The sequence below is a fragment of the Microbacterium sp. SLBN-111 genome (genome assembly GCF_049739645.1).
Classification (GTDB): domain Bacteria; phylum Actinomycetota; class Actinomycetes; order Actinomycetales; family Microbacteriaceae; genus Microbacterium.
Window position 1 is genome coordinate 1758700 of the sequence record NZ_JBMGQH010000001.1, and the last position, 17084, is coordinate 1775783.

General features: G+C 69.8%; 17 protein-coding genes. 11 read left to right on the forward strand and 6 right to left on the reverse strand.

Annotated features, from left to right (window positions below):
• The first annotated feature begins 80 nt into the window (after positions 1-80).
• The gene (locus tag RKD05_RS08310; RefSeq protein WP_424709311.1) at positions 81-1274 is read left to right on the forward strand and encodes a thiolase family protein; all 1194 of its coding nucleotides are present in this window, start codon (positions 81-83) and stop codon (positions 1272-1274) included.
• Positions 1275-1392: 118 nt separating this feature from the next.
• Here RKD05_RS08310 and RKD05_RS08315 read toward each other — a convergent pair whose 3' ends face one another.
• Entirely contained in the window at positions 1393-4884 is a 3492-nt protein-coding gene (locus RKD05_RS08315) for a choice-of-anchor I family protein (RefSeq protein WP_424709313.1), read from the reverse strand.
• Positions 4885-5059: 175 nt separating this feature from the next.
• On the opposite strand from RKD05_RS08315, the gene RKD05_RS08320 reads away from it, so the two are divergent.
• A complete protein-coding gene (locus RKD05_RS08320) occupies positions 5060-5782 on the forward strand; it encodes a VIT1/CCC1 transporter family protein (protein WP_424709315.1) in 723 nt (240 codons plus the stop codon).
• A gap of 72 nt (positions 5783-5854) precedes the next feature.
• Here the strand turns inward: RKD05_RS08320 and RKD05_RS08325 are convergent, their stop codons facing one another.
• Complete coding sequence (locus RKD05_RS08325) at positions 5855-7192, reverse strand: hypothetical protein (protein WP_424709316.1); 1338 nt, start codon at positions 7190-7192, stop codon at positions 5855-5857.
• Between the two features lie 247 nt (positions 7193-7439).
• Here RKD05_RS08325 and RKD05_RS08330 point away from each other — a divergent pair, with 247 nt between their 5' ends.
• The 4 genes from RKD05_RS08330 (at position 7440) to RKD05_RS08345 (ending at position 10316) form a co-directional block, all read left to right on the forward strand.
• Positions 7440-8111, forward strand: coding sequence for a hypothetical protein (locus tag RKD05_RS08330; RefSeq protein WP_424709318.1), 672 nt, complete (start codon positions 7440-7442; stop codon positions 8109-8111).
• Positions 8112-8157: 46 nt separating this feature from the next.
• Entirely contained in the window at positions 8158-8382 is a 225-nt protein-coding gene (locus tag RKD05_RS08335) for a hypothetical protein (RefSeq protein WP_424709319.1), read from the forward strand.
• 68 nt (positions 8383-8450) lie between these two features.
• Positions 8451-9239: an enoyl-CoA hydratase-related protein gene (locus RKD05_RS08340; RefSeq protein ID WP_424709320.1), complete on the forward strand. Its 789-nt coding sequence runs from the start codon at positions 8451-8453 to the stop codon at positions 9237-9239.
• Between the two features lie 111 nt (positions 9240-9350).
• Positions 9351-10316, forward strand: a complete 966-nt coding sequence (locus RKD05_RS08345) for a cytochrome b/b6 domain-containing protein (RefSeq protein WP_424709322.1) — start codon at positions 9351-9353, stop codon at positions 10314-10316.
• 63 nt (positions 10317-10379) lie between these two features.
• Here RKD05_RS08345 and RKD05_RS08350 read toward each other — a convergent pair whose 3' ends face one another.
• A complete protein-coding gene (locus tag RKD05_RS08350) occupies positions 10380-10958 on the reverse strand; it encodes a TetR/AcrR family transcriptional regulator C-terminal domain-containing protein (protein ID WP_424709324.1) in 579 nt (192 codons plus the stop codon).
• 56 nt (positions 10959-11014) lie between these two features.
• Between RKD05_RS08350 and RKD05_RS08355 the strand changes: the two genes are divergently transcribed.
• From RKD05_RS08355 to RKD05_RS08365, 3 genes are read left to right on the forward strand one after another with little or no spacing between them, the layout of a single operon-like run.
• The gene (locus RKD05_RS08355; RefSeq protein ID WP_424709325.1) at positions 11015-11611 is read left to right on the forward strand and encodes a biotin transporter BioY; all 597 of its coding nucleotides are present in this window, start codon (positions 11015-11017) and stop codon (positions 11609-11611) included.
• Positions 11608-12291, forward strand: coding sequence for an energy-coupling factor ABC transporter ATP-binding protein (locus RKD05_RS08360; RefSeq protein WP_424709327.1), 684 nt, complete (start codon positions 11608-11610; stop codon positions 12289-12291). The genes RKD05_RS08355 and RKD05_RS08360 overlap by 4 nt, the downstream gene beginning before the upstream one ends.
• Positions 12285-12881 carry an energy-coupling factor transporter transmembrane component T family protein gene (locus tag RKD05_RS08365; protein ID WP_424709329.1) on the forward strand — a complete coding sequence of 199 codons (597 nt, stop codon included), beginning with the start codon at positions 12285-12287 and terminating at the stop codon, positions 12879-12881. Before RKD05_RS08360 ends, RKD05_RS08365 begins: the two co-directional genes overlap by 7 nt.
• A 9-nt stretch (positions 12882-12890) precedes the next feature.
• Here the strand turns inward: RKD05_RS08365 and RKD05_RS08370 are convergent, their stop codons facing one another.
• From RKD05_RS08370 to RKD05_RS08380, 3 genes are all read right to left on the reverse strand, one after another.
• A complete protein-coding gene (locus RKD05_RS08370) occupies positions 12891-14114 on the reverse strand; it encodes an ATP-binding protein (protein ID WP_424709331.1) in 1224 nt (407 codons plus the stop codon).
• A gap of 99 nt (positions 14115-14213) precedes the next feature.
• Positions 14214-14972, reverse strand: a complete 759-nt coding sequence (gene cofE, locus RKD05_RS08375) for a coenzyme F420-0:L-glutamate ligase (RefSeq protein WP_424709332.1) — start codon at positions 14970-14972, stop codon at positions 14214-14216.
• A gap of 1 nt (position 14973) precedes the next feature.
• Positions 14974-15480, reverse strand: a complete 507-nt coding sequence (locus RKD05_RS08380; RefSeq protein ID WP_022879470.1) for a GNAT family N-acetyltransferase — start codon at positions 15478-15480, stop codon at positions 14974-14976.
• A 107-nt stretch (positions 15481-15587) separates the two neighbouring features.
• On the opposite strand from RKD05_RS08380, the gene RKD05_RS08385 reads away from it, so the two are divergent.
• Positions 15588-16487, forward strand: coding sequence for a DUF817 domain-containing protein (locus RKD05_RS08385; RefSeq protein WP_424709334.1), 900 nt, complete (start codon positions 15588-15590; stop codon positions 16485-16487).
• A 23-nt stretch (positions 16488-16510) separates the two neighbouring features.
• Positions 16511-17071, forward strand: coding sequence for an acyl-CoA thioesterase (locus tag RKD05_RS08390; protein ID WP_424709335.1), 561 nt, complete (start codon positions 16511-16513; stop codon positions 17069-17071).
• Positions 17072-17084: the final 13 nt, after the last annotated feature.

The following is a 17084-nucleotide window of genomic DNA, read 5'->3' on the forward strand; positions in this document are numbered from 1 at the left end:
CAGGCGGGGGCGCGGGACCGGCCCCGCCCCGTCCCGCCGCGTAGGCTGAACGCCTCACGACGTCGTGCACGGAGGCCAGGATGAACGCAGCAACCGGAACCCCGCCCCGCATCGTGCTCGTCGCCGGGGCGCGGACGCCGATCGGCTCCTTCGGTGGAGCTCTTTCCGGCGTCGACGCGCACGAGCTCGGCGCCATCGCCGTCTCGGCCGCCCTCGAGCGCGCGGGCGTGTCGATGGATGCCGTGGACGAAGTGATCATGGGCTGCATCGCGCAGAACGGACCCGACGCCTACAACGCCCGCCGCGTCGCGCTCGCCGCGGGGCTGCCCACCCGGGTGCCCGCCTTCACCGTCAATCGCCTGTGCGGGTCGGGGCTGCAGGCGATCTGGTCCGGCGCGCAGGAGCTGCGCTGGGGCGGCGTCGATGTCGTCGTCGCGGGCGGCGACGAGAGCATGTCGCGCACGCCGTTCCTCGAGTACGGCGCCCGAGGCAACGCGCGGCTCGGCGACCGGAAACTCCTCGACGGCACGCTCGCGATCCTCACCGACCCGTTCAGCGGCCGGCACATGGGCACGACCGCCGAGACCGTGGCATCCCGATACTCCGTGTCCCGAGCCGAGCAGGACGCCTTCGCCGTCGAGAGCCAGCGCAGGGCGGCCCTGGATGCCAGCCGTGCGGCGTTCGCGGAGGAGATCGTGCCCGTGACGACCGGCGGCAAGCGGCCGGTCGAGGTCACGACGGACGAGCACCCGCGCCCCGGCACGACCCTCGAGGTGCTCGCGGGGCTGCGGCCGGCGTTCGCTGCGGAGGGATCCGTGACCGCGGGCAACTCGTCGGGGATCAATGACGGAGCGGCCGCGACCGTGCTCATGCGCGAGGAGGACGTGCGGGAGCGCGGTCTCGCCGGCCTCGCGACCCTCGAAGCCGTGACGACCGCGGGCGTGGACCCGGAGATCATGGGGTATGCCCCGGTCCTCGCGCTGCAGCGGCTCTGGGAGCAGACCGGGCTCACGCCCGCCGACGTCGACGTGATCGAGCTGAACGAGGCGTTCGCGGCGCAGGCGGTCGCGGTGATCCGCGATGCGGGCCTCGATCCCGAGAAGGTCAACCCGTACGGCGGCGCGATCGCGCTCGGGCACCCGGTCGGGGCGACCGGGGCGATCCTGACGGTCCGCGCCGCCCTCGACCTCCAGCGCCGCGACCTGGAGTACGCCGTGGTGACGATGTGCATCGGGGGAGGCCAGGCCCTGGCCGCGCTGCTCCGGCGTTTCTAGCTGCGTGAGGGGTCAATTTCTGTCGCCTTGCGAGCCGCGAAGCGACAGAAATTGACCCCCTCACGCGAAACGGAACGGCCCCCACCCGAAGGGTGAGGGCCGTTGCCGGGCCGGAGCGTCAGACCGTGCGGCGCTTGCGCAGGACGAAGGCCAGGCCACCGGCGACCACCAGGAACGCTCCGCCGAGGGCGAGGCCCCAGGGCAGCTCGGTGCCCGTCGTGGCGAGCGAACCCGGGCGACCGGCCGTCGCGCCCGGCGTTGACGTCGACGCCGGGGTCGGCGTGGGAGTGGGCGTCGTCGACGCGGAGGGGTCGGGCGTCGGGGTCGGGGTCGGGCCGGTGCCCTCGTCGACAGGCTGCGTGCCCTTCAGGTACGCACGGCCGAGCGGGGACGGTGCGACCGTGCCCTTCGCGGCGAAGAAGTCCGCCGTGGCCTGCAGGTCGATCTGACCCGAGTCGGCCTTGCCGGTGCCCTGCGCGAAAGTGCCGAAGTTGTCGCCGCCCGCCGCGAGGAACGAGTTGGTCACGACGCGGTAGGACGCTGCCGGGTCGATGGGCGTACCGTTCAGCGCGATGGAGCCGATCCGCGAACCCTTCGCCGCCGTCGGGTCGTACTCGAACGTGAAGCCCTTCGAGACGCCGAGAGCGAGCACCGGACGCGACGCGTCCGCGGGCTGCCACTGCTTCTCCAGCACTTCCCTCAGCTGCGCGCCGGTGAGCGAGAGCGTCACGAGCGTGTTGCCGAACGGCTGCACGTTCGCCGCCTCCCGGTACGAGACCGAGCCGTTGTCGGTTCCGTAGAGCAGGTCGGCGCGGAGCCCGCCGGGGTTCATGAACGCGATCTGCGCGTCCTGGCCGTTGAAGGAGGGGTTCTCGCTCGTGGCCCACAGGTACACGTCGGCGACGGTGTTGCCGAGGGTCGAGTACGCGCCACGGTCCTCACCGCCGGTGCCGTTCACCGCGCGCTTGATGTCGCCCGTGATTCTGCCGACCTCGACCTGGCCCTTCACATCGGCGGTGGCCTTGGCATCCGCCACGATCTTGGCGACGTCCGTTTGCGGGTACGCGACCCACTGCGAGACGGTGGAGTCGTACAGCGACCGCACGCCGGGCGTGATCGAGACGAGCTTGCCGGCGCCGTCGAGGTCGATGTCGAGCGTGCCGAGGTTCGTACCGTACTGCCCCGTCTGGATGACCGAGCGCCCGCCGATGGTGCACGCGTACTTCTGGTGCGTGTGCGCCGAGACGATGGCATCCACGTCGCTCGAGGTGTTGCGGACCAGGTCGCCGAAGTCTCCCGACTCGGTGGCGATCTTGGCGCAGTCGGTGCCCTCGGATCCCTCGTGGGCGAGGAGGATCACGATGTCGGCGCCGGCCGCGCGAGCGTTCTTCGCCTCGCGGTTGGCCGCCTCGACCTGGTCGCCGAACTCGATGTCGGTGATCTTCGACGGGTCGACCATGCCGGCCGTCTGCTCGGTGACGGTGCCGACGAACGCGACCTTCGTGCCGTTGACGTCCTTGATCGTGTACGGCTTCAGGGCGGGGGTCTTGGTGCCCTTTTCGTACACGTTGGCGCCGAGCGCGAAGTCGCTGAAGTCGCCGGTGTTGCCGCCGTAGGCGGGGATGACCCGGTCGGTCAGGTCGGCGAAGCCGCGGTCGAACTCGTGGTTGCCCACCGTGCTGACATCGAGCGTCGCGGCCTTCAGGGCCTTGATCGTCGGGGTGTCCTGGTCGATGAACGACTCGAACGCGCTCGCGCCGATGTTGTCACCCGACGAGACGAACAGCGTGTTCGGGTTCTGCTGGCGGTACTTCTCGACCGCGCCGGCGAGCACGCCCGCGCCCGCCACCCCGCCGGTCTCCTGCAGCAGGCGGCCGTGGAAGTCGTTGATCGTCAGGATCTGCAGGTCGGGGGTCTTCGGCTGCGTCGGACGCACCTCGAAGACGGTGGTCGAGCCCGAGACCTCGTTGCCGGTGATCAGCAGCGGAACGCCCGTGGGCGAACGCAGTGCCGACACGAACGTGAGGCCCTCGGGACCGAGGTCACCGGCCGCGGCCGACTCGACGTTCGCGGACGCGTCGCGGTTGTTCACGTACGTGACGTACGTCGCGTTCTTCGGGTCGGTGATGTCGTAGACCATCACGCCGCCCGCCCGCTCGAGGCCGATGAAGGCGTAGGTACGGCCGTCGACCACGCCGATCGCGACGCCCTCGGGCTCGGGGCCCTTGTCGTCGCTGCGGTCGTCGACGGTGTTGTTGTCGTTCGAGACGTTGAACAGCTCGGGCGCGACTTCCTTGAGCTTCTGCTCGAAGTCGTCGCCCGAGTCGAAGACGAGCGCGCCCTTGGTGTCCCAGATCGAGAACGAGCGGCCGCCGTACGCGTACAGCTCGCTGTAGCAGCCGTCGGTGGTCTTGCCGAGGTCGGTGACGACCTTGAGGCGCCCGAGGTCGGCATCCGCCGAGCGGCCCGCGAGCGGCGACGTCGCGCAGATCGGGGCGAGGTCCTTCTTGCCGAGGTCCTTGATGCGGGCCTCGTCGGTGAAGCTGCCCCACTCGCGGCCGTCGCCCTCGTTCGCGGTGACGAGGTAGGTCGTGGCCTTGCCCGCGACCGGCACGGAGTACGAGGCGATGCCGTCGGGCATGTACAGGCCCTTGAGCCCCGGAACCGACCGGATGTTGATCCCGCCGTCCTTGTCGCTCGTGTCCAGACCGCTGGCGCCCCAGTCCTTGTAGCCGAGGGGCAGGATGCCGGTGACCTCCGCCTTCGTCAGGTCGACCGTCGCGATGGCGTTGGCCTCCTGCAGCGCGACGTACGCGACGGTGCCGTCGACGGTGATGTGCTCGGGCTCGAGGTTGCGCGCGACGCGGTTCGCCGACAGGGGCTTCGAGCCCTGGTCGGGCGCGGCGACGTCGGGGCCGAACACGCGCACCTTCGGGTCGAGCGTCTTCGAGCCGCCCTGCTCGAACGCGCCGAAGCCGGCGGTCTTGACGGCCGTCTGCGCGGGAGCGGAGAGAGTGGATGCAAGCGGCACGACGCTCACGGAACCCTCGGGGTCGACAGTGAACTTGTCGTCCGGCTCGCCCTCGTTCGCGACGACGGCGTACGTGCCGTCCTTGGAGAACGTGACCATGTCGGGGAGAGCCCCGACGGTGACCTCGCCGAGCTTCGCGCTGGCGGCGTCGTCCTTGTTGGCGTCGAAGAACATCAGGTGACCGGGCGCGGTCTTGTTCGCGGCTTCGAAGGCGACGACCCCCAGGCCGTCATCGCGGACGGCGACGGAGTTGGCGACGCCGTCCGACGCGATGTCGAACAGCTTCGTCGGCTTCGACGGGTCGCTGTTGTCGAGCACGGTCACGGCGCCGGCCTGCGCGTTCACGACGAACAGGCGGTCGCGGTACGCCTGCACGATCTCGGCGGCGGACTTCTTGAACACGTTCGTGTCGTAGGAGCCGACCGGGGTGAGGCCGATTGCCGCGCCGGGCGCGCTGTCGGAGACGGGCGTGGGAACGATGGCGGCCGAAGCCGCGGTCGCGCTCGAGAGGGCGAGCGCGCACACCGCCGCGGTCGTCGCGGTGAACGCGACGGCGCGACGAAGGAACGTCGAAGGCATGGCTGTGTCCTCGGTTGCGGGGGATGAGGGGGAACGGCCGGTGCGGGGGCGCCGGTCGCTCCACTGTGTCGGCCGATGGTGACGATCCGGTGAACGGGACGGGAAGAGACCGGGCGGGATGCCGCGATGTGACCGATCGGATCGATGCGATTCCCCACGCGACTAACCTGATCGCGTGACCGATTCGCCCGCCGGAACTCATCCCGATGAACCCCACCGCCAGGGACTCGCGCAGCGACTGAACTGGTTGCGAGCCGGGGTCCTCGGCGCGAATGACGGCATCGTCTCGACGGCCGCGGTCGTCGTCGGTGTCGCGGGCGCCACGAGCGAGGTCGGCCCGGTGCTGATCGCCGGTCTCGCGGCCCTCGTCGGCGGTGCGATCTCGATGGCCCTCGGAGAGTACGTGTCGGTGTCGAGCCAGCGCGACAGCGAGCACGCGCTCATCCAGAAGGAGCGCCGCGAGCTGGCGGAGGACCCCGAGGCCGAACTCGCCGAGCTCATCGGCCTGTACGAGGCGCAGGGGCTCACCCGCGACACCGCGAAGCGCGTGGCGACCGAGCTCACGGCATCCGATGCCCTGAAAGCCCACCTCGCGGTCGAGCTCAACATCGACGCGGAGGACGTGGTGAGCCCGTGGGCCGCGGCGCTCGCGTCGGCGGTGGCGTTCACGGTCGGCGCGATCCTGCCGATGCTCACGATCCTGCTCGCACCGGTGGAGGTTCGCGTGCCGCTCACCTTCGTCGCGGTGCTCGTCGCGCTCGCGGTCACGGGGTACCTCGCCGCGTGGATCGGCGGAGCGCGCCGCGGCCGTGCGATCCTGCGCACGGTGATCGGCGGCGCGCTCGCGCTGGGTGCGACGTACGCGGTCGGCGCGTTGTTCGGGGTCGCGGCGGGCTGAGACTTCAGCGGCCGGAAGACCCCCGTAGCTGCACCTCGTGCCCCGGCGGGAGTCGCCTTTCGGGCGTGATATTCAGCACGCCCCATTCACATAGGTGATCTGCACATCGCCCGTCGTCGTCCACGTCGAAGCGGCCGAGGAAACCCCCGTGTCAACTTGACTCTCGAGGTACCGAAGGACCTGGCTGGAATCGAGAGTGGTTCGGGGGCCCACAACTTTCGCTCCGGCGGTGACTTTGAAATCAACGTTTGCAGAAGAGATAAGCGTGCCGTTCGACTGCCACTGGCGATAATGGCCGCCCGTCCCGTCGATATAGGTGGCGGTGAGCTGACCGCTGTTGTTCCACTCGCCGACGACCGAAGTGACGCCAGACGAAATCGGGCTCCCGGAAAGTCGGAGCGCTCCGGTGGAGTCGAGGATCATCCGGGGTCCGACCGCTCGCGTGCGGGAATCGACAGTGTCGAAGTCTCCGCTTGCCGGAGGATAGAACGTGCCGTCTGTACCCCAAAGACCGTACGCGGCTTTCGTGCCGTAAACGTAGGTGGCGTTTGGTTCGCCCGTGCTGTACCAGCTGCCCACCGCAGATGTGACCCCAGTCGGCGCTTGGTTCGACATGAGGAACAGGCGGAAGACGCGAGTGGTGTCCAGTGTCATGCGGGGACCGACGGCGAGTGCCCCCGGGTTCACCGTCGCGAAGTCTCCACTCGCCGGGGCGTAGAAGTTTCCGTTGGTGTCCCACAGCTTGTATGCAGCTTTGCTGCCGTAGACGTACGTGATCGCGAGTTCGCCCGTGTGGTCCCAGGCAGCTACGGCGGAGGTGACATTGGTGGCGGCCTGACCTCCGAGCCGGCGCAGCGTTCCGTCCGGATCGAGCGTGGACAAAGGGCCGACAACCCGGGCACCGGTAGGAACGGAGAAGCTACCCGCCGCTCCGCTATTCTCCGCGCCAGAACCGTTGAACGAACGATATCGACCTGTCTGAGTGGTGGTTGCCGCAGGCGCGGTCAGCGGCGATGACACCGAAACTCCTGAGGCACTCGCGGTCAAGGTTCCCGTGGCGCTCGCCGTCTTGACGAGGACTGTCGGCACAGCGACTTTGCCGTCCGACCCGCTTACGCCCGAGTATGTCGATAGGCCGTTTTCGAACGCGAATCCGGAGCTGACCGCGACGGTCACGCTCTGTTGACCCATGGGAGCTCCGGATGATGTAACGGTGACATATGCCCCGCTGATGGCGGAGCACAGCGTGCCGGCGTATGACGGCTTGTCGAATGCGAGAGAGACAGGTCCGGACAGCGCCTGCGCTGGAGCCGCTGCTGCCAGGGCGATCGCGGGGATGGTCCACGCGGCTCCGGCCATGATCGTGCGACGGTCGACGCCGGCGGGGTCTTCGGTGAAGTCAGTGCTCATGATGCTCCTTAGTTCGGGTGAAGGGCACCTGTCACCTTCGGCCCGTTCGGGGGGCGCGCGCGGGCCAGGACGGGGCATCCGCGTCATTCGCGGATGGGGTGTTCCCATCGGCGACGCCGGCTGGACGTGTCGTTGGGGGCTCGCCGCCATCGGCATCCGGTTCGCCTGGTGAAATCCCGGGATTCATGGGGCGAGACTTCCGGGCTCCCGCGGCGCGGCTCCTCGTGTGCGTGGGCACCATCCCCCCATGCACGTCACCGTCCTCTCCCCTCGGCGGTCTGCCGTGGCGCCGCGGCGGGCTGGCGAGGTCAGCCACGTGTATGCCGAGGGGGAGGTGGCATCCACGTGGCTCGCCGATCGCGGATGGCGGGCTGAACCCGTCGAGCTGCCGCTCCGCGTCTTTTCCGACGAACTCGTGACGCCGGACGGGGTGCTGCGGCGCGTGTGGCACTCGGGCGCGGCGATGAGATGCGACGCTGCCATCGGCCCGAACAGTCGCGCTCGCCTGGTCCTGGCGCTGCAGGGGTCGCTCGGTTCCGTAGAGCCCCCCGGGCTCTTCCTCGCAGCCGCCGATCGACCGCTCGCGTTCGAGACGACGACAGGAGCTGCGTGGGCCGAGATGGTCGTGAGCAACGCCGACCACGAGTGGATCGCCGACACGAATGGCATCCACGTGGATGAGGGCAGCGGGCGTCCGACGGCCGCGTGGACCACGCTGACCTCGATGCTCATCACCCTCCTCAACAGCGAAGAACCGATCGACGAGCCGGTGTTGTCGTTGATGCGGCAGGCGACGGAGCACGCCGCCGCCGCCCTCCTGGTCGAGCGCCGCCTCAACAGGTCCGGGGGGGGGGGGGGGGGGGGGGGCTTCCTCAGCGAAGGACCGCACCATTGCACAGGCGGACCAGCTCATCCGTGAGTACGCGACCGACCCCGACTTCACTGTCGAGGCCCTCGCGCGCCGGATGAACCTGTCCCGGCGATACGTCTCGAAGCTGCTGTCCGATACCGGGGACTCGCCCCAGCGGCGCATCCGGCAGGAGCGCCTGCGCGTGGCGACACGGCTGCTGTCCGGACGCGATCCGGCGGTCGCGGCATCCATCGAGGAAGCAGCGCGGTTGTCGGGATTCCCGTCGGCTCGAGCGCTGCGGGAGGCGCTGCGAGAGAGCGGTGCGGCGACCGGGCCGTGAGCGGAACCCCCTCGGCGATGTCGGACGGGCGTGCGACGATGCCAGGAGGACACCACGAGGGGAGCGGCATGGCCGATCACACCGTCGAGTACGAGACGATCCGGGTCGAGCAGCGCGGGCGGGTCGGGTGGATCACCCTCGACCGTCCCGAGGCGCTCAACGCCCTGAACACGCGGTCGATGGTCGAGGTGGTCGCCGCGGCGACGGCGTTCGACGAGTCTCCCGACATCGGGGCGATCGTCGTCACCGGCTCCGAGAGGGCGTTCGCGGCCGGTGCCGACATCAAGGAGATGGAGACGAAGTCGGGGCTCGACATGACCTTGACCGACCACTTCGGGGCCTGGCGGCGCTTCGCCGCGGTGCGGACTCCCGTGATCGCCGCGGTCGCGGGATACGCCCTGGGCGGCGGGTGCGAGCTCGCGATGATGTGCGACATCATCCTGGCATCCGATCGTGCGAAGTTCGGGCAGCCCGAGATCCAGCTCGGCGTCATCCCGGGGCTCGGCGGTACGCAGCGACTCGTGCGGGCGATCGGGTACTACAAGGCCGCCGAGATGGTGCTGACGGGGCGCATGATCGACGCCGCCGAGGCCGAACGTGCGGGGCTCGTCTCGCGGGTCGTGCCGGCCGCCGAGCTGCTCGACGAGGCGGACAAGGTCGCGCAGACCATCGCCGCCAAGCCGCTTCCCGCGCTGTACGCGGCGAAGGCCTCGCTCGACGTCGCTCTCGAGTCGACCCTGGCCGAGGGGCTGCGCTTCGAGGGGCAGACGTTCGCCTCCCTCTTCGACACCGCCGATCAGAAGGAGGGGATGGCGGCGTTCCGCGAGAAGCGTTCGCCGAACTTCACGCACCGCTGATCCGCCTACCACCCCGGACCCCGGCGACCAAGACCGCGCTGCGCTCGGTGGGGACGCTGTCGCTTTCGGTATCGTCGGGAGGTCAGCGCTCGCTCCGGCCCGAAGAAGTAGATGGCGTCCACACCCCGCACCCCCCAACGCGGGCCGTCGCGCGTCTTCGGTGAGCTGACGCCCGCGCAATGGATCGGGTCCGTTCTCCTGCTGGGCTTCGCGGCGCTCGTGCTCGCGGTGTTCCTCGTCCTGATCGCGCGGGTGCTGGTGTCACTCGGACCGTTCCGCGACTTCCTCGCCACGTACCCGGGGCAGTACGCGCTTCCCGAGGCGGCACCCGTCGGCATCCCGGCCTGGCTCGGCTGGCAGCACTTCCTCAACAGCCTGTTCCTGCTGCTCGTGATCCGTTCGGGGCTGCAGTTCCGCCGGCAGAAGCGACCGGATGCCTTCTGGTCGCCGCGCGGCAACAAGCGCCGCCGCATCAGCCTCGCCCTGTGGTTCCACCAGGCCATCGACGTGCTGTGGATCGCCAACGGGGTGATCTACATCGTGCTGCTGTTCGCGACGGGGCAATGGATGCGCGTGGTGCCGACGTCGTGGGACGTCTTCCCGAACGCGGTCTCGGCGGCGTTGCAGTACGTCTCGCTCGACTGGCCCACCGAGAACGGGTGGGTGAACTACAACAGCCTCCAGCAGCTGTCGTACTTCGCGATCACGTTCGTCGCGGCCCCCCTCGCGATCGTCACCGGCGTGCGCCTGTCGGGCGTCTGGCCGAAGGATGCCGCGCGGCTGAACCGCCTCTTCCCCGCGGAGTGGGCGCGTCGCATCCACTTCCCGGTGATGCTGTTCTTCGTCGTATTCATCGCCGTACACGTGTTCCTCGTGCTCGCAACGGGTGCGCTGCGCAACCTCGACCACATGTACGCCGCCCGCGGCTCGGTCGACCCCGACGCCTTCGCCACCGACCCGACCGGACTGCTGTTGTTCGCGGCATCCCTGCTGGTGATGGCCGCCACGTGGATCGCCGCCCGTCCGCGCCTCATCATCCCCGTGGCGCGCCTGTTCGGCGAGGTCCGCCAGCGCTGAGGCCGCGCGGCCCGGGCCCCCGTCGGCCGGCCTACGCCGCCCCGGGCCTACGCCCCGCTCGGCCTACGCCGGCCGTGCCCCCGCGGCGGCGTGCAGCCCGCGGTGGATGAGGTCGACGCCGAAGGCGAAGTCCGCCTCGGGCACGTGTCCCGCGCCAGGGGCAACGACCCCGACACTGTCGTACTGGAGTCGCTGCTGCTCGTGCCAGACGAACCCCAGGACGAAATGCAGCAGCGTCGTGGCGGCGCGGGCGGCGACCTCGGGCACGAAGCCCTCGGCGGCGACCGCGGCCGTCAGTCGATCCAGCGCCGCGGACGAACCCAGTCCGAGCGCGAGCGTGCTCGAGACGACCTCGGCGCCGTCGCGGTAGGCGAGCAGCGCGTCGCGCAGCGCGCGGGCTTCGGCGACGACTCCGGATCCGCGGAGGAGGGATGCCGCCTGCCCGACGATGCGGTCGGACAGCTCGGCGAGCAGCGACTGCTTGTTCGGGAAGTGCCAGTACAGCGCGCTCGGCTGGACGTCGAGTCGCATCGCGAGGCGGCGCATCGTGAGGTCGGCGAGGCCGTCGTCGTCGAGGATCCGCAGCGCGGTGCGCGCGACGTCGTCGGCGGAGTGTCCACGGCCGCGTGCGGAAGGAGTCACGATGCCACTATAGTGAACACCGTTCAGGTGAACACTGTTCAGGTAAGGATTCGACCATGACCTTTCGCACTCCGGATGCCACCGACCTCGCGCGGGTGGCCGTCCTCGCCGCACTCATCGCGGTGCTCGGCCTGCCCGGGAGCTTCCCGGTGTTCGGGGGCGTGCCGATCACCGCGCAGACCCTCGGTGTCATGCTCGCCGGTGCGATCCTCGGGCCGTGGCTCGGGGCGTTGTCGGTCACGGTCCTGCTCGTCCTCGTCGCCGTCGGGCTTCCGCTCCTCGCCGGCGGTCGCGGTGGCTTCGCGGTGTTCCTCGGCCCGACCGCCGGTTACGCGATCGGCTGGATCCTCGGCGCGATCGTCGTCGGCCTCATCGTGCACGCGGGCAACCGTCGCCCCGTCTGGTGGCGCACCGCGATCGGCATGGTCGCCGGCGGTGTCGTCGCGATCTACGCCCTCGGCATCCCGGTCCAGAGCCTCGTGACGCGCCTGCCCCTCGGCGACACCGTGATCGCGAGCCTCGTCTTCATCCCGGGCGACCTGCTCAAGGCGGCGATCGCGACGATCGTCGTGACCCTCCTGGTGCGGGTGTACCCGCGCGGGTTCCGCCGTCAGTGGAGCGCCGCGCCGGTCGAGGAGCGCGTCGCCGCGTGATCCTGCAGTGTCGCGACCTCGGCGTGCGGCTGGACGGCCGCGACGTCCTGCGCGGCGTCTCCCTCGATCTCGACGCCCGCACGATCGCGGTCATCGGCGACAACGGTTCGGGCAAATCGACGTTCGCACGCGTGCTCGCGGGGCTCGTCCGTCGCGACACCGGCGACGTCCGGGTGCTCGGACTCGACCCGGACACGGATGCCACGGAGCACCGCCGCCGCGTCGCGCTCGTGCTGAGCAACCCCGACGCGCAGATCGTCATGCCGGTGGTGTCGGAGGACGTCGCGTTCTCGCTGCGCCCGCAACGACTCCCGAGAGCGGAGCGCGCCGAGCGGGTCGCGCGGACGCTCGAGCGATTCGGTCTGACCGACCTCGCGGAGCGGCCCGCCCACGACCTGTCCGGCGGACAGAAGCAGCTGCTCGCGCTCGCGGGGGCGTTCGTGCGCGAGCCTGACCTCGTGGTCGCCGACGAGCCGACCGCGTACCTCGACGCCCGCAACGCCCGCCGCATCGCGAGCCACCTGCTCGCCGACGCCGGTCACGCGCTCGTCCTCGTCACCCACGACCTCGCCCTCGCGCGCCGGTGCGAAGCCGCCGTGCTGTTCGCCGACGGGAGCGTCAGCGCCGCGGGCGTGGCATCCGAGGTGGTCGACGAATACGAACGGGCGCTCGTGTGCTGAGCCTCTACCGCCCCGGAAACGGCATCCTGCACCGCCTGCCCGCGGGCCCGAAGATGCTGGTGCTCGCCGTCGCGGCGATCGCGCTCGCGGCGCTCCCGACCGTGGCGTGGACGGCCGCGGTCTGCGCCGGAGCGGTGCTGCTGGCGTATGTCGTCTCGGGCGTCGGGCTGCGTGAACTGGGGCGGCAGGTGTGGGGGCTCCGCTGGATCATCGCGGTCACCGCCCTCGGACAGCTGATCTTCCTCGGCCCCGAACCCGCGCTCGCGAACACCGCGCGGGTGACCGCGGCCCTGCTCGTGGCGGCGCTCCTCCCGCTCACAACGCGCGTCGACGACATGCTCGACGCCCTCGAGCGCGGCCTCGGCCCGCTTCGCCGGATCGGAATGGATGCCGAGCGCGCAGCGCTCCTCCTCGCGGTGACGATCACGACGATTCCGGTCCTCGCGCGGCTCGCGGCCGAGGTGCGGGAGGCGCAGCGCGCCCGTGGCATCCGTCCGTCCCTGCGTGCGGGTCTGGTGCCGTTCCTCGTGCTCTCGCTCCAGCATGCCGATCAACTCGGCGAGGCGCTGGCCGCCCGCGGCGTCCGCTGATCGCTCGAGCTACACCCCGTTCTTGGATTTGCGAGCGCGGAGGGGCGGCACGTCCAGAACAGGGATTGCTCGGACGAGGAACGTATCGAAGTGCGGAACGGTGAAGGCGGCGTAGCCATGCTCGGGTGTGTACAGCAACCCCATGTTGATGAGTTCTGCCCGCGTAGGGCCAAGATTCTGAGACGTGCGTCCCATCACATCAGCGACGTCCGAAGCCTTCTGCGGCTGTGATCCGAGCTCTGCCATGGCGCGCAGATAGGCCCTCTGCATCTCGGTGGCACGGTCCAACCGCACGCGGAAAAACGATTCGTCGAGCTTCGCTTCATAAGCTGGCAGCGCTGTCACGATGTCTTCACGAGTGATGACGGGGCCCTGCGCAACCGTCCATACGGCGTACCCGAGCTCTTGGAGAAAGTACGGGTACCCGCCTGTGACGCTGAGCGCTTCCGCGAGCGATTCCTCGTCGAACGAGACGCCCTCATCGGATGCGGGCTTCATGAGCGCAGCCCTTGCGTCCTCCTCGTTGAGATTCCCGATGGAAGGAAACTTGAAGAGGCGCTCGGCGTAGGACTTGGCGTCGCCGGCCAGCTCCGCAATCTGGGGCAGTCCGGCGCCGGCCAGCGTGACCGGCAACTTTCGCTGCACCATTTTGTGCAGGGCCTCAATGACCGCCTCAAGCTGCTGCTTATTTAGGAACTGGACCTCATCCAGCAAGAGCACGAGTCCTCGGCCGCGTTCCTGTGCCGCGTCTCCGATGGCGATGAACAGATCTGTGACGTCGAGAGCGAGGTCGCCATGATCCGCGAAACCCTCTGCAGCGTCGACATCCAGACCCGCGGCCCACGCGCCGCTGGCGTCGACGCTTACGGTGAACGATCGCAGCACGCCGGCCGCGTGCTGGAAGCGGTCTGTCCAGCGTGCCTTCGGTGAGAGCTCGTACAGCGCGGTGCGAAGTTTCGACGCGAGGGTTCGGCGGAAGTGGCTTTCGTCGTTCTTGCTCACTTCGAGTTCCACCACAACCCAGTCACGCCCGAGGGCCTTCGACCGAAACTGCCCAAGCAGCACGGTTTTCCCCACCCCCCGCAGTCCAGTGATGATCATGGACTGCTCCGTTCGGCCCCGTTCGATGCGGGCCAGGAGGAGGTCGAAAGATCCGAGCTGGTCGTCGCGTCCAACGACCGCCTGAGGCTCGGCTCCGGCGTTGGGCGTGTACGGGTTGGTCAGCGCTTCCACGCCGCCACTTTAGTGATTTTAGGAGACTTTATCCAGATCGGATAAAACGCCCATAACTCCGTAACTCTGTAACTCTGTGGGGCCGACCGATTGTCCTGCTCAGTCGCGCGCCGCGCGCCCCGCCGCGAACCCGGCGGCGTACGCCTCGTCCGACCCGAGCGCGAACATGTCGCGCTCGGTGGGCCGCACGATCGAGCGGGCGCCGGGGAGGTCGAGGTCGCCGACGAGGTCGCCACGGCCGCGCACCACGGCGACCGGCAGTCGCGCGGCCTTCCCCTTCACGAGGTCGGTGGCGGCGGCCAGTTCGTCGGCCACGCACGGCAGCGTCACGACGAGGGGGCGGCCCTCGGCATCCACGGTCCCGCGCAGGTCCTCGAACACGTGCACGCCCGCGGCGCCGATCGCGTGGTCGGTCTGGCCCTCGCGCCAGGCGCGGCCGAGCGTGTCCGTGATGAGCACGCCGACGTACGCGCCCGTGGCGACCCGCAGGCCGGTGGCGAGTTCGCGCGCAGAGGCGTCGGGGTCCTCGGGCAGCAGCAGCACGGTGCCCTCGGGAGTGTTGCTGGCGTCGACCCCGGCGGCGGCGGAGACGATCCCGAGGCGGTTCTCGACGATGCGCGTCACGTGGCCGGCGGGGGAGGTGCGGGATGCCACGAGCCGAACGGTCTCGCGCGTGATCGCGTCTTCGCGGTCGTCGGCGTGCAGGATCCGGCCCTCGGCCTTCGACACGATCTTGCTCGTCACGACGACGATGTCACCGTCACGGAGCGTGTCGCCCGCGGCCTCGAGGATCACCCCGACCAGGTCGGTGCCGGGCGTGATCTCGCCGATGCCCTCGAGGGCCCAGATCTCCAGCACGTCAGCGGACGAAGCGCACCTCGGTGAGCTCCTCACCGAGGAAGGGCTCGACGTGCGACGCGCCGTCCAGCGCGAAGCCGTTGCGCGCGTAGAAGCGGTGGGCGCGGGGGTTGTCCTCCGCGACCCACAGGTACAGCTCTTCGCCCTCATCGACGGCGGCGTCGAAGAGCTGCTGGCCGATGCCGGTTCCGTGGAACTGGTCGAGCAGGTAGATGAAGTACAGCTCGCGTGCTCGCGGGGCGTCCTCGTCGCGGGCGGGACCCGAGCCGACGAAGCCGACGATCTCGCCGTCGACGAGAGCGGCGCGCATGCGGTAGTCCTCGCCCTGGGCGGCCCAGTGGGTCCACAGCTCGGCCATGCGCTTGGGGGACACCGCTTCGAGAGCGGCGGTGCTGATCAGGTGATCGTACGTCTCGTGCCAGCACGTCGCGTGCACGCGGCCGAGGGCCTCGGCATCCACATCGCGTACCGGACGGACGACGATGTCGGTTCGGGTTTCCGCAGTCATGGCGCGACTCTACGCGGCCCTCCCGTCACCCGGAAATCGGATGCCGACGACCCCGGGATGCGGTAGGCATCGGCGTCCTGCCAGACTCGCGTGCCACGATCCGGGGCATGATCGCGCGCCCCGCCCTCACGCCGGTCGAGGCCAGCATCGATGCATACGCGAACCGGCTGCTGCGCTCCGCCCCCGCCACCGGTGCCCGCGCGCGTCTCGTCGAGTTCGCCGTCTTCGTGCTCAAGCAGGCGTGGGCGTGCGTGTTCGGGGCGGCGTTCCTCGCGGTCGTTCTCGCCGCGAAGCTCTGGTACCCCGACGACGCGGCGCTCGCCCGCAACGACGCCGTGACGATCGCCGCGGTCGTCATCCAGGTCGCGATGGTCGTCGGCCGGCTCGAGACCCTCCGCGAGCTGCGCGTCATCGTCCTGTTCCACGTCGTCGGCACGGTGATGGAGCTGTTCAAGACCGATGTCGGGTCGTGGATGTACGCGGCCGACGGCGTCCTCCGCATCGGCGGCGTCCCGCTCTACAGCGGTTTCATGTACGCCGCGGTCGGCAGCTACATGGTGCGGGTCTACCGGCTGTTCGACCTGCGCTTCACGCGCTATCCGCGGCGGTGGCTCACGGCGATCGTGGCCGCCGCGATCTACGCGAACTTCTTCACCCACCACTGGATCGTCGACCTGCGCTGGGTGCTCGTCGTCGCGGTCGTCATGCTGTGGGGGCGCACGGTGATGCACTTCCGCTTCTTCCGAGGCACATTCCGGATGCCACTGCTCCTCGCGTTCGCCGGTGTCGCGGTGTTCATCTGGCTCGCGGAGAACATCGCCACGTACGCCGGCGCGTGGCTGTATCCGTCGCAGGTGGACGGGTGGCATCCGGTCGACGCGTCGAAGCTGTCGTCGTGGTTTCTGCTGATGATCGTGTCGGTCGTGCTGGTGGCCTGGGTGTATCCGCCGCGCGAACCCGACGCCCCGGCGTTGTCGGCTGCGTACAAAGGAATCGCCGCTTCGTAGGAAGATCACTACGCTCGCGGCTCGTGAACGTCCTCTGGCGCACCCTTCTCGTCCTCCTCCGCGCGCAGCGTCGCCTACGGCGCGAGGGCCCCGTCGACCCGAACTCGGTCGGACGCATCCGCATCCGCGTGCTGCCCACCGACATCGACCTGCTCCGGCACCTCAACAACGGCCGCTACCTGTCGCTGTTCGACCTCGGGCGCTGGGATCTGCTCACGCGCACGGGCATCGCGGGCGCGATGAAGGCGCACGGCTGGTACGCCGTGGTCGCGGCCGAGACGATCACGTTCCGGCGGTCGCTGGAACTCTGGCAGCGGTTCGAGCTCGAGACGCGCATGCTCGGCCACGACGACCGCGCCGTCTACCTCGAGCACCGCGCCGTGGTCGACGGCGAGATCTTCGCCCGCGCGATCATCCGCGCTCGCATCCTGCGCCGCACGGGCGGGACCGTGCCGCACGAGGAGCTGTTCGCCGCGGTCGGGCGCCCCGAGGGCGTGCCCGACGTCGAGCCGTGGGTGCACGACTGGGCCGCGGCCTCCGCGCTGCCCTCGACGAAGCGGCCCGCACCGAGCGACTGGCGCTGAGCCGGGCGCGTCC

Excerpts from the sequence above, each read along its gene's own strand:
- RKD05_RS08345 (WP_424709322.1), top strand. The coding sequence starts at position 9,351 with ATGGCGTCCACACCCCGCACCCCCCAACGCGGGCCGTCGCGCGTCTTC.
- RKD05_RS08310 (WP_424709311.1), top strand. The coding sequence starts at position 81 with ATGAACGCAGCAACCGGAACCCCGCCCCGCATCGTGCTCGTCGCCGGG.
- RKD05_RS08380 (WP_022879470.1), bottom strand. The coding sequence starts at position 15,480 with ATGACTGCGGAAACCCGAACCGACATCGTCGTCCGTCCGGTACGCGAT.
- RKD05_RS08340 (WP_424709320.1), top strand. The coding sequence starts at position 8,451 with ATGGCCGATCACACCGTCGAGTACGAGACGATCCGGGTCGAGCAGCGC.
- RKD05_RS08385 (WP_424709334.1), top strand. The coding sequence starts at position 15,588 with ATGATCGCGCGCCCCGCCCTCACGCCGGTCGAGGCCAGCATCGATGCA.
- RKD05_RS08355 (WP_424709325.1), top strand. The coding sequence starts at position 11,015 with ATGACCTTTCGCACTCCGGATGCCACCGACCTCGCGCGGGTGGCCGTC.
- RKD05_RS08335 (WP_424709319.1), top strand. The coding sequence starts at position 8,158 with ATGAACCTGTCCCGGCGATACGTCTCGAAGCTGCTGTCCGATACCGGG.
- RKD05_RS08330 (WP_424709318.1), top strand. The coding sequence starts at position 7,440 with ATGCACGTCACCGTCCTCTCCCCTCGGCGGTCTGCCGTGGCGCCGCGG.
- RKD05_RS08315 (WP_424709313.1), bottom strand. The coding sequence starts at position 4,884 with ATGCCTTCGACGTTCCTTCGTCGCGCCGTCGCGTTCACCGCGACGACC.
- RKD05_RS08325 (WP_424709316.1), bottom strand. The coding sequence starts at position 7,192 with ATGAGCACTGACTTCACCGAAGACCCCGCCGGCGTCGACCGTCGCACG.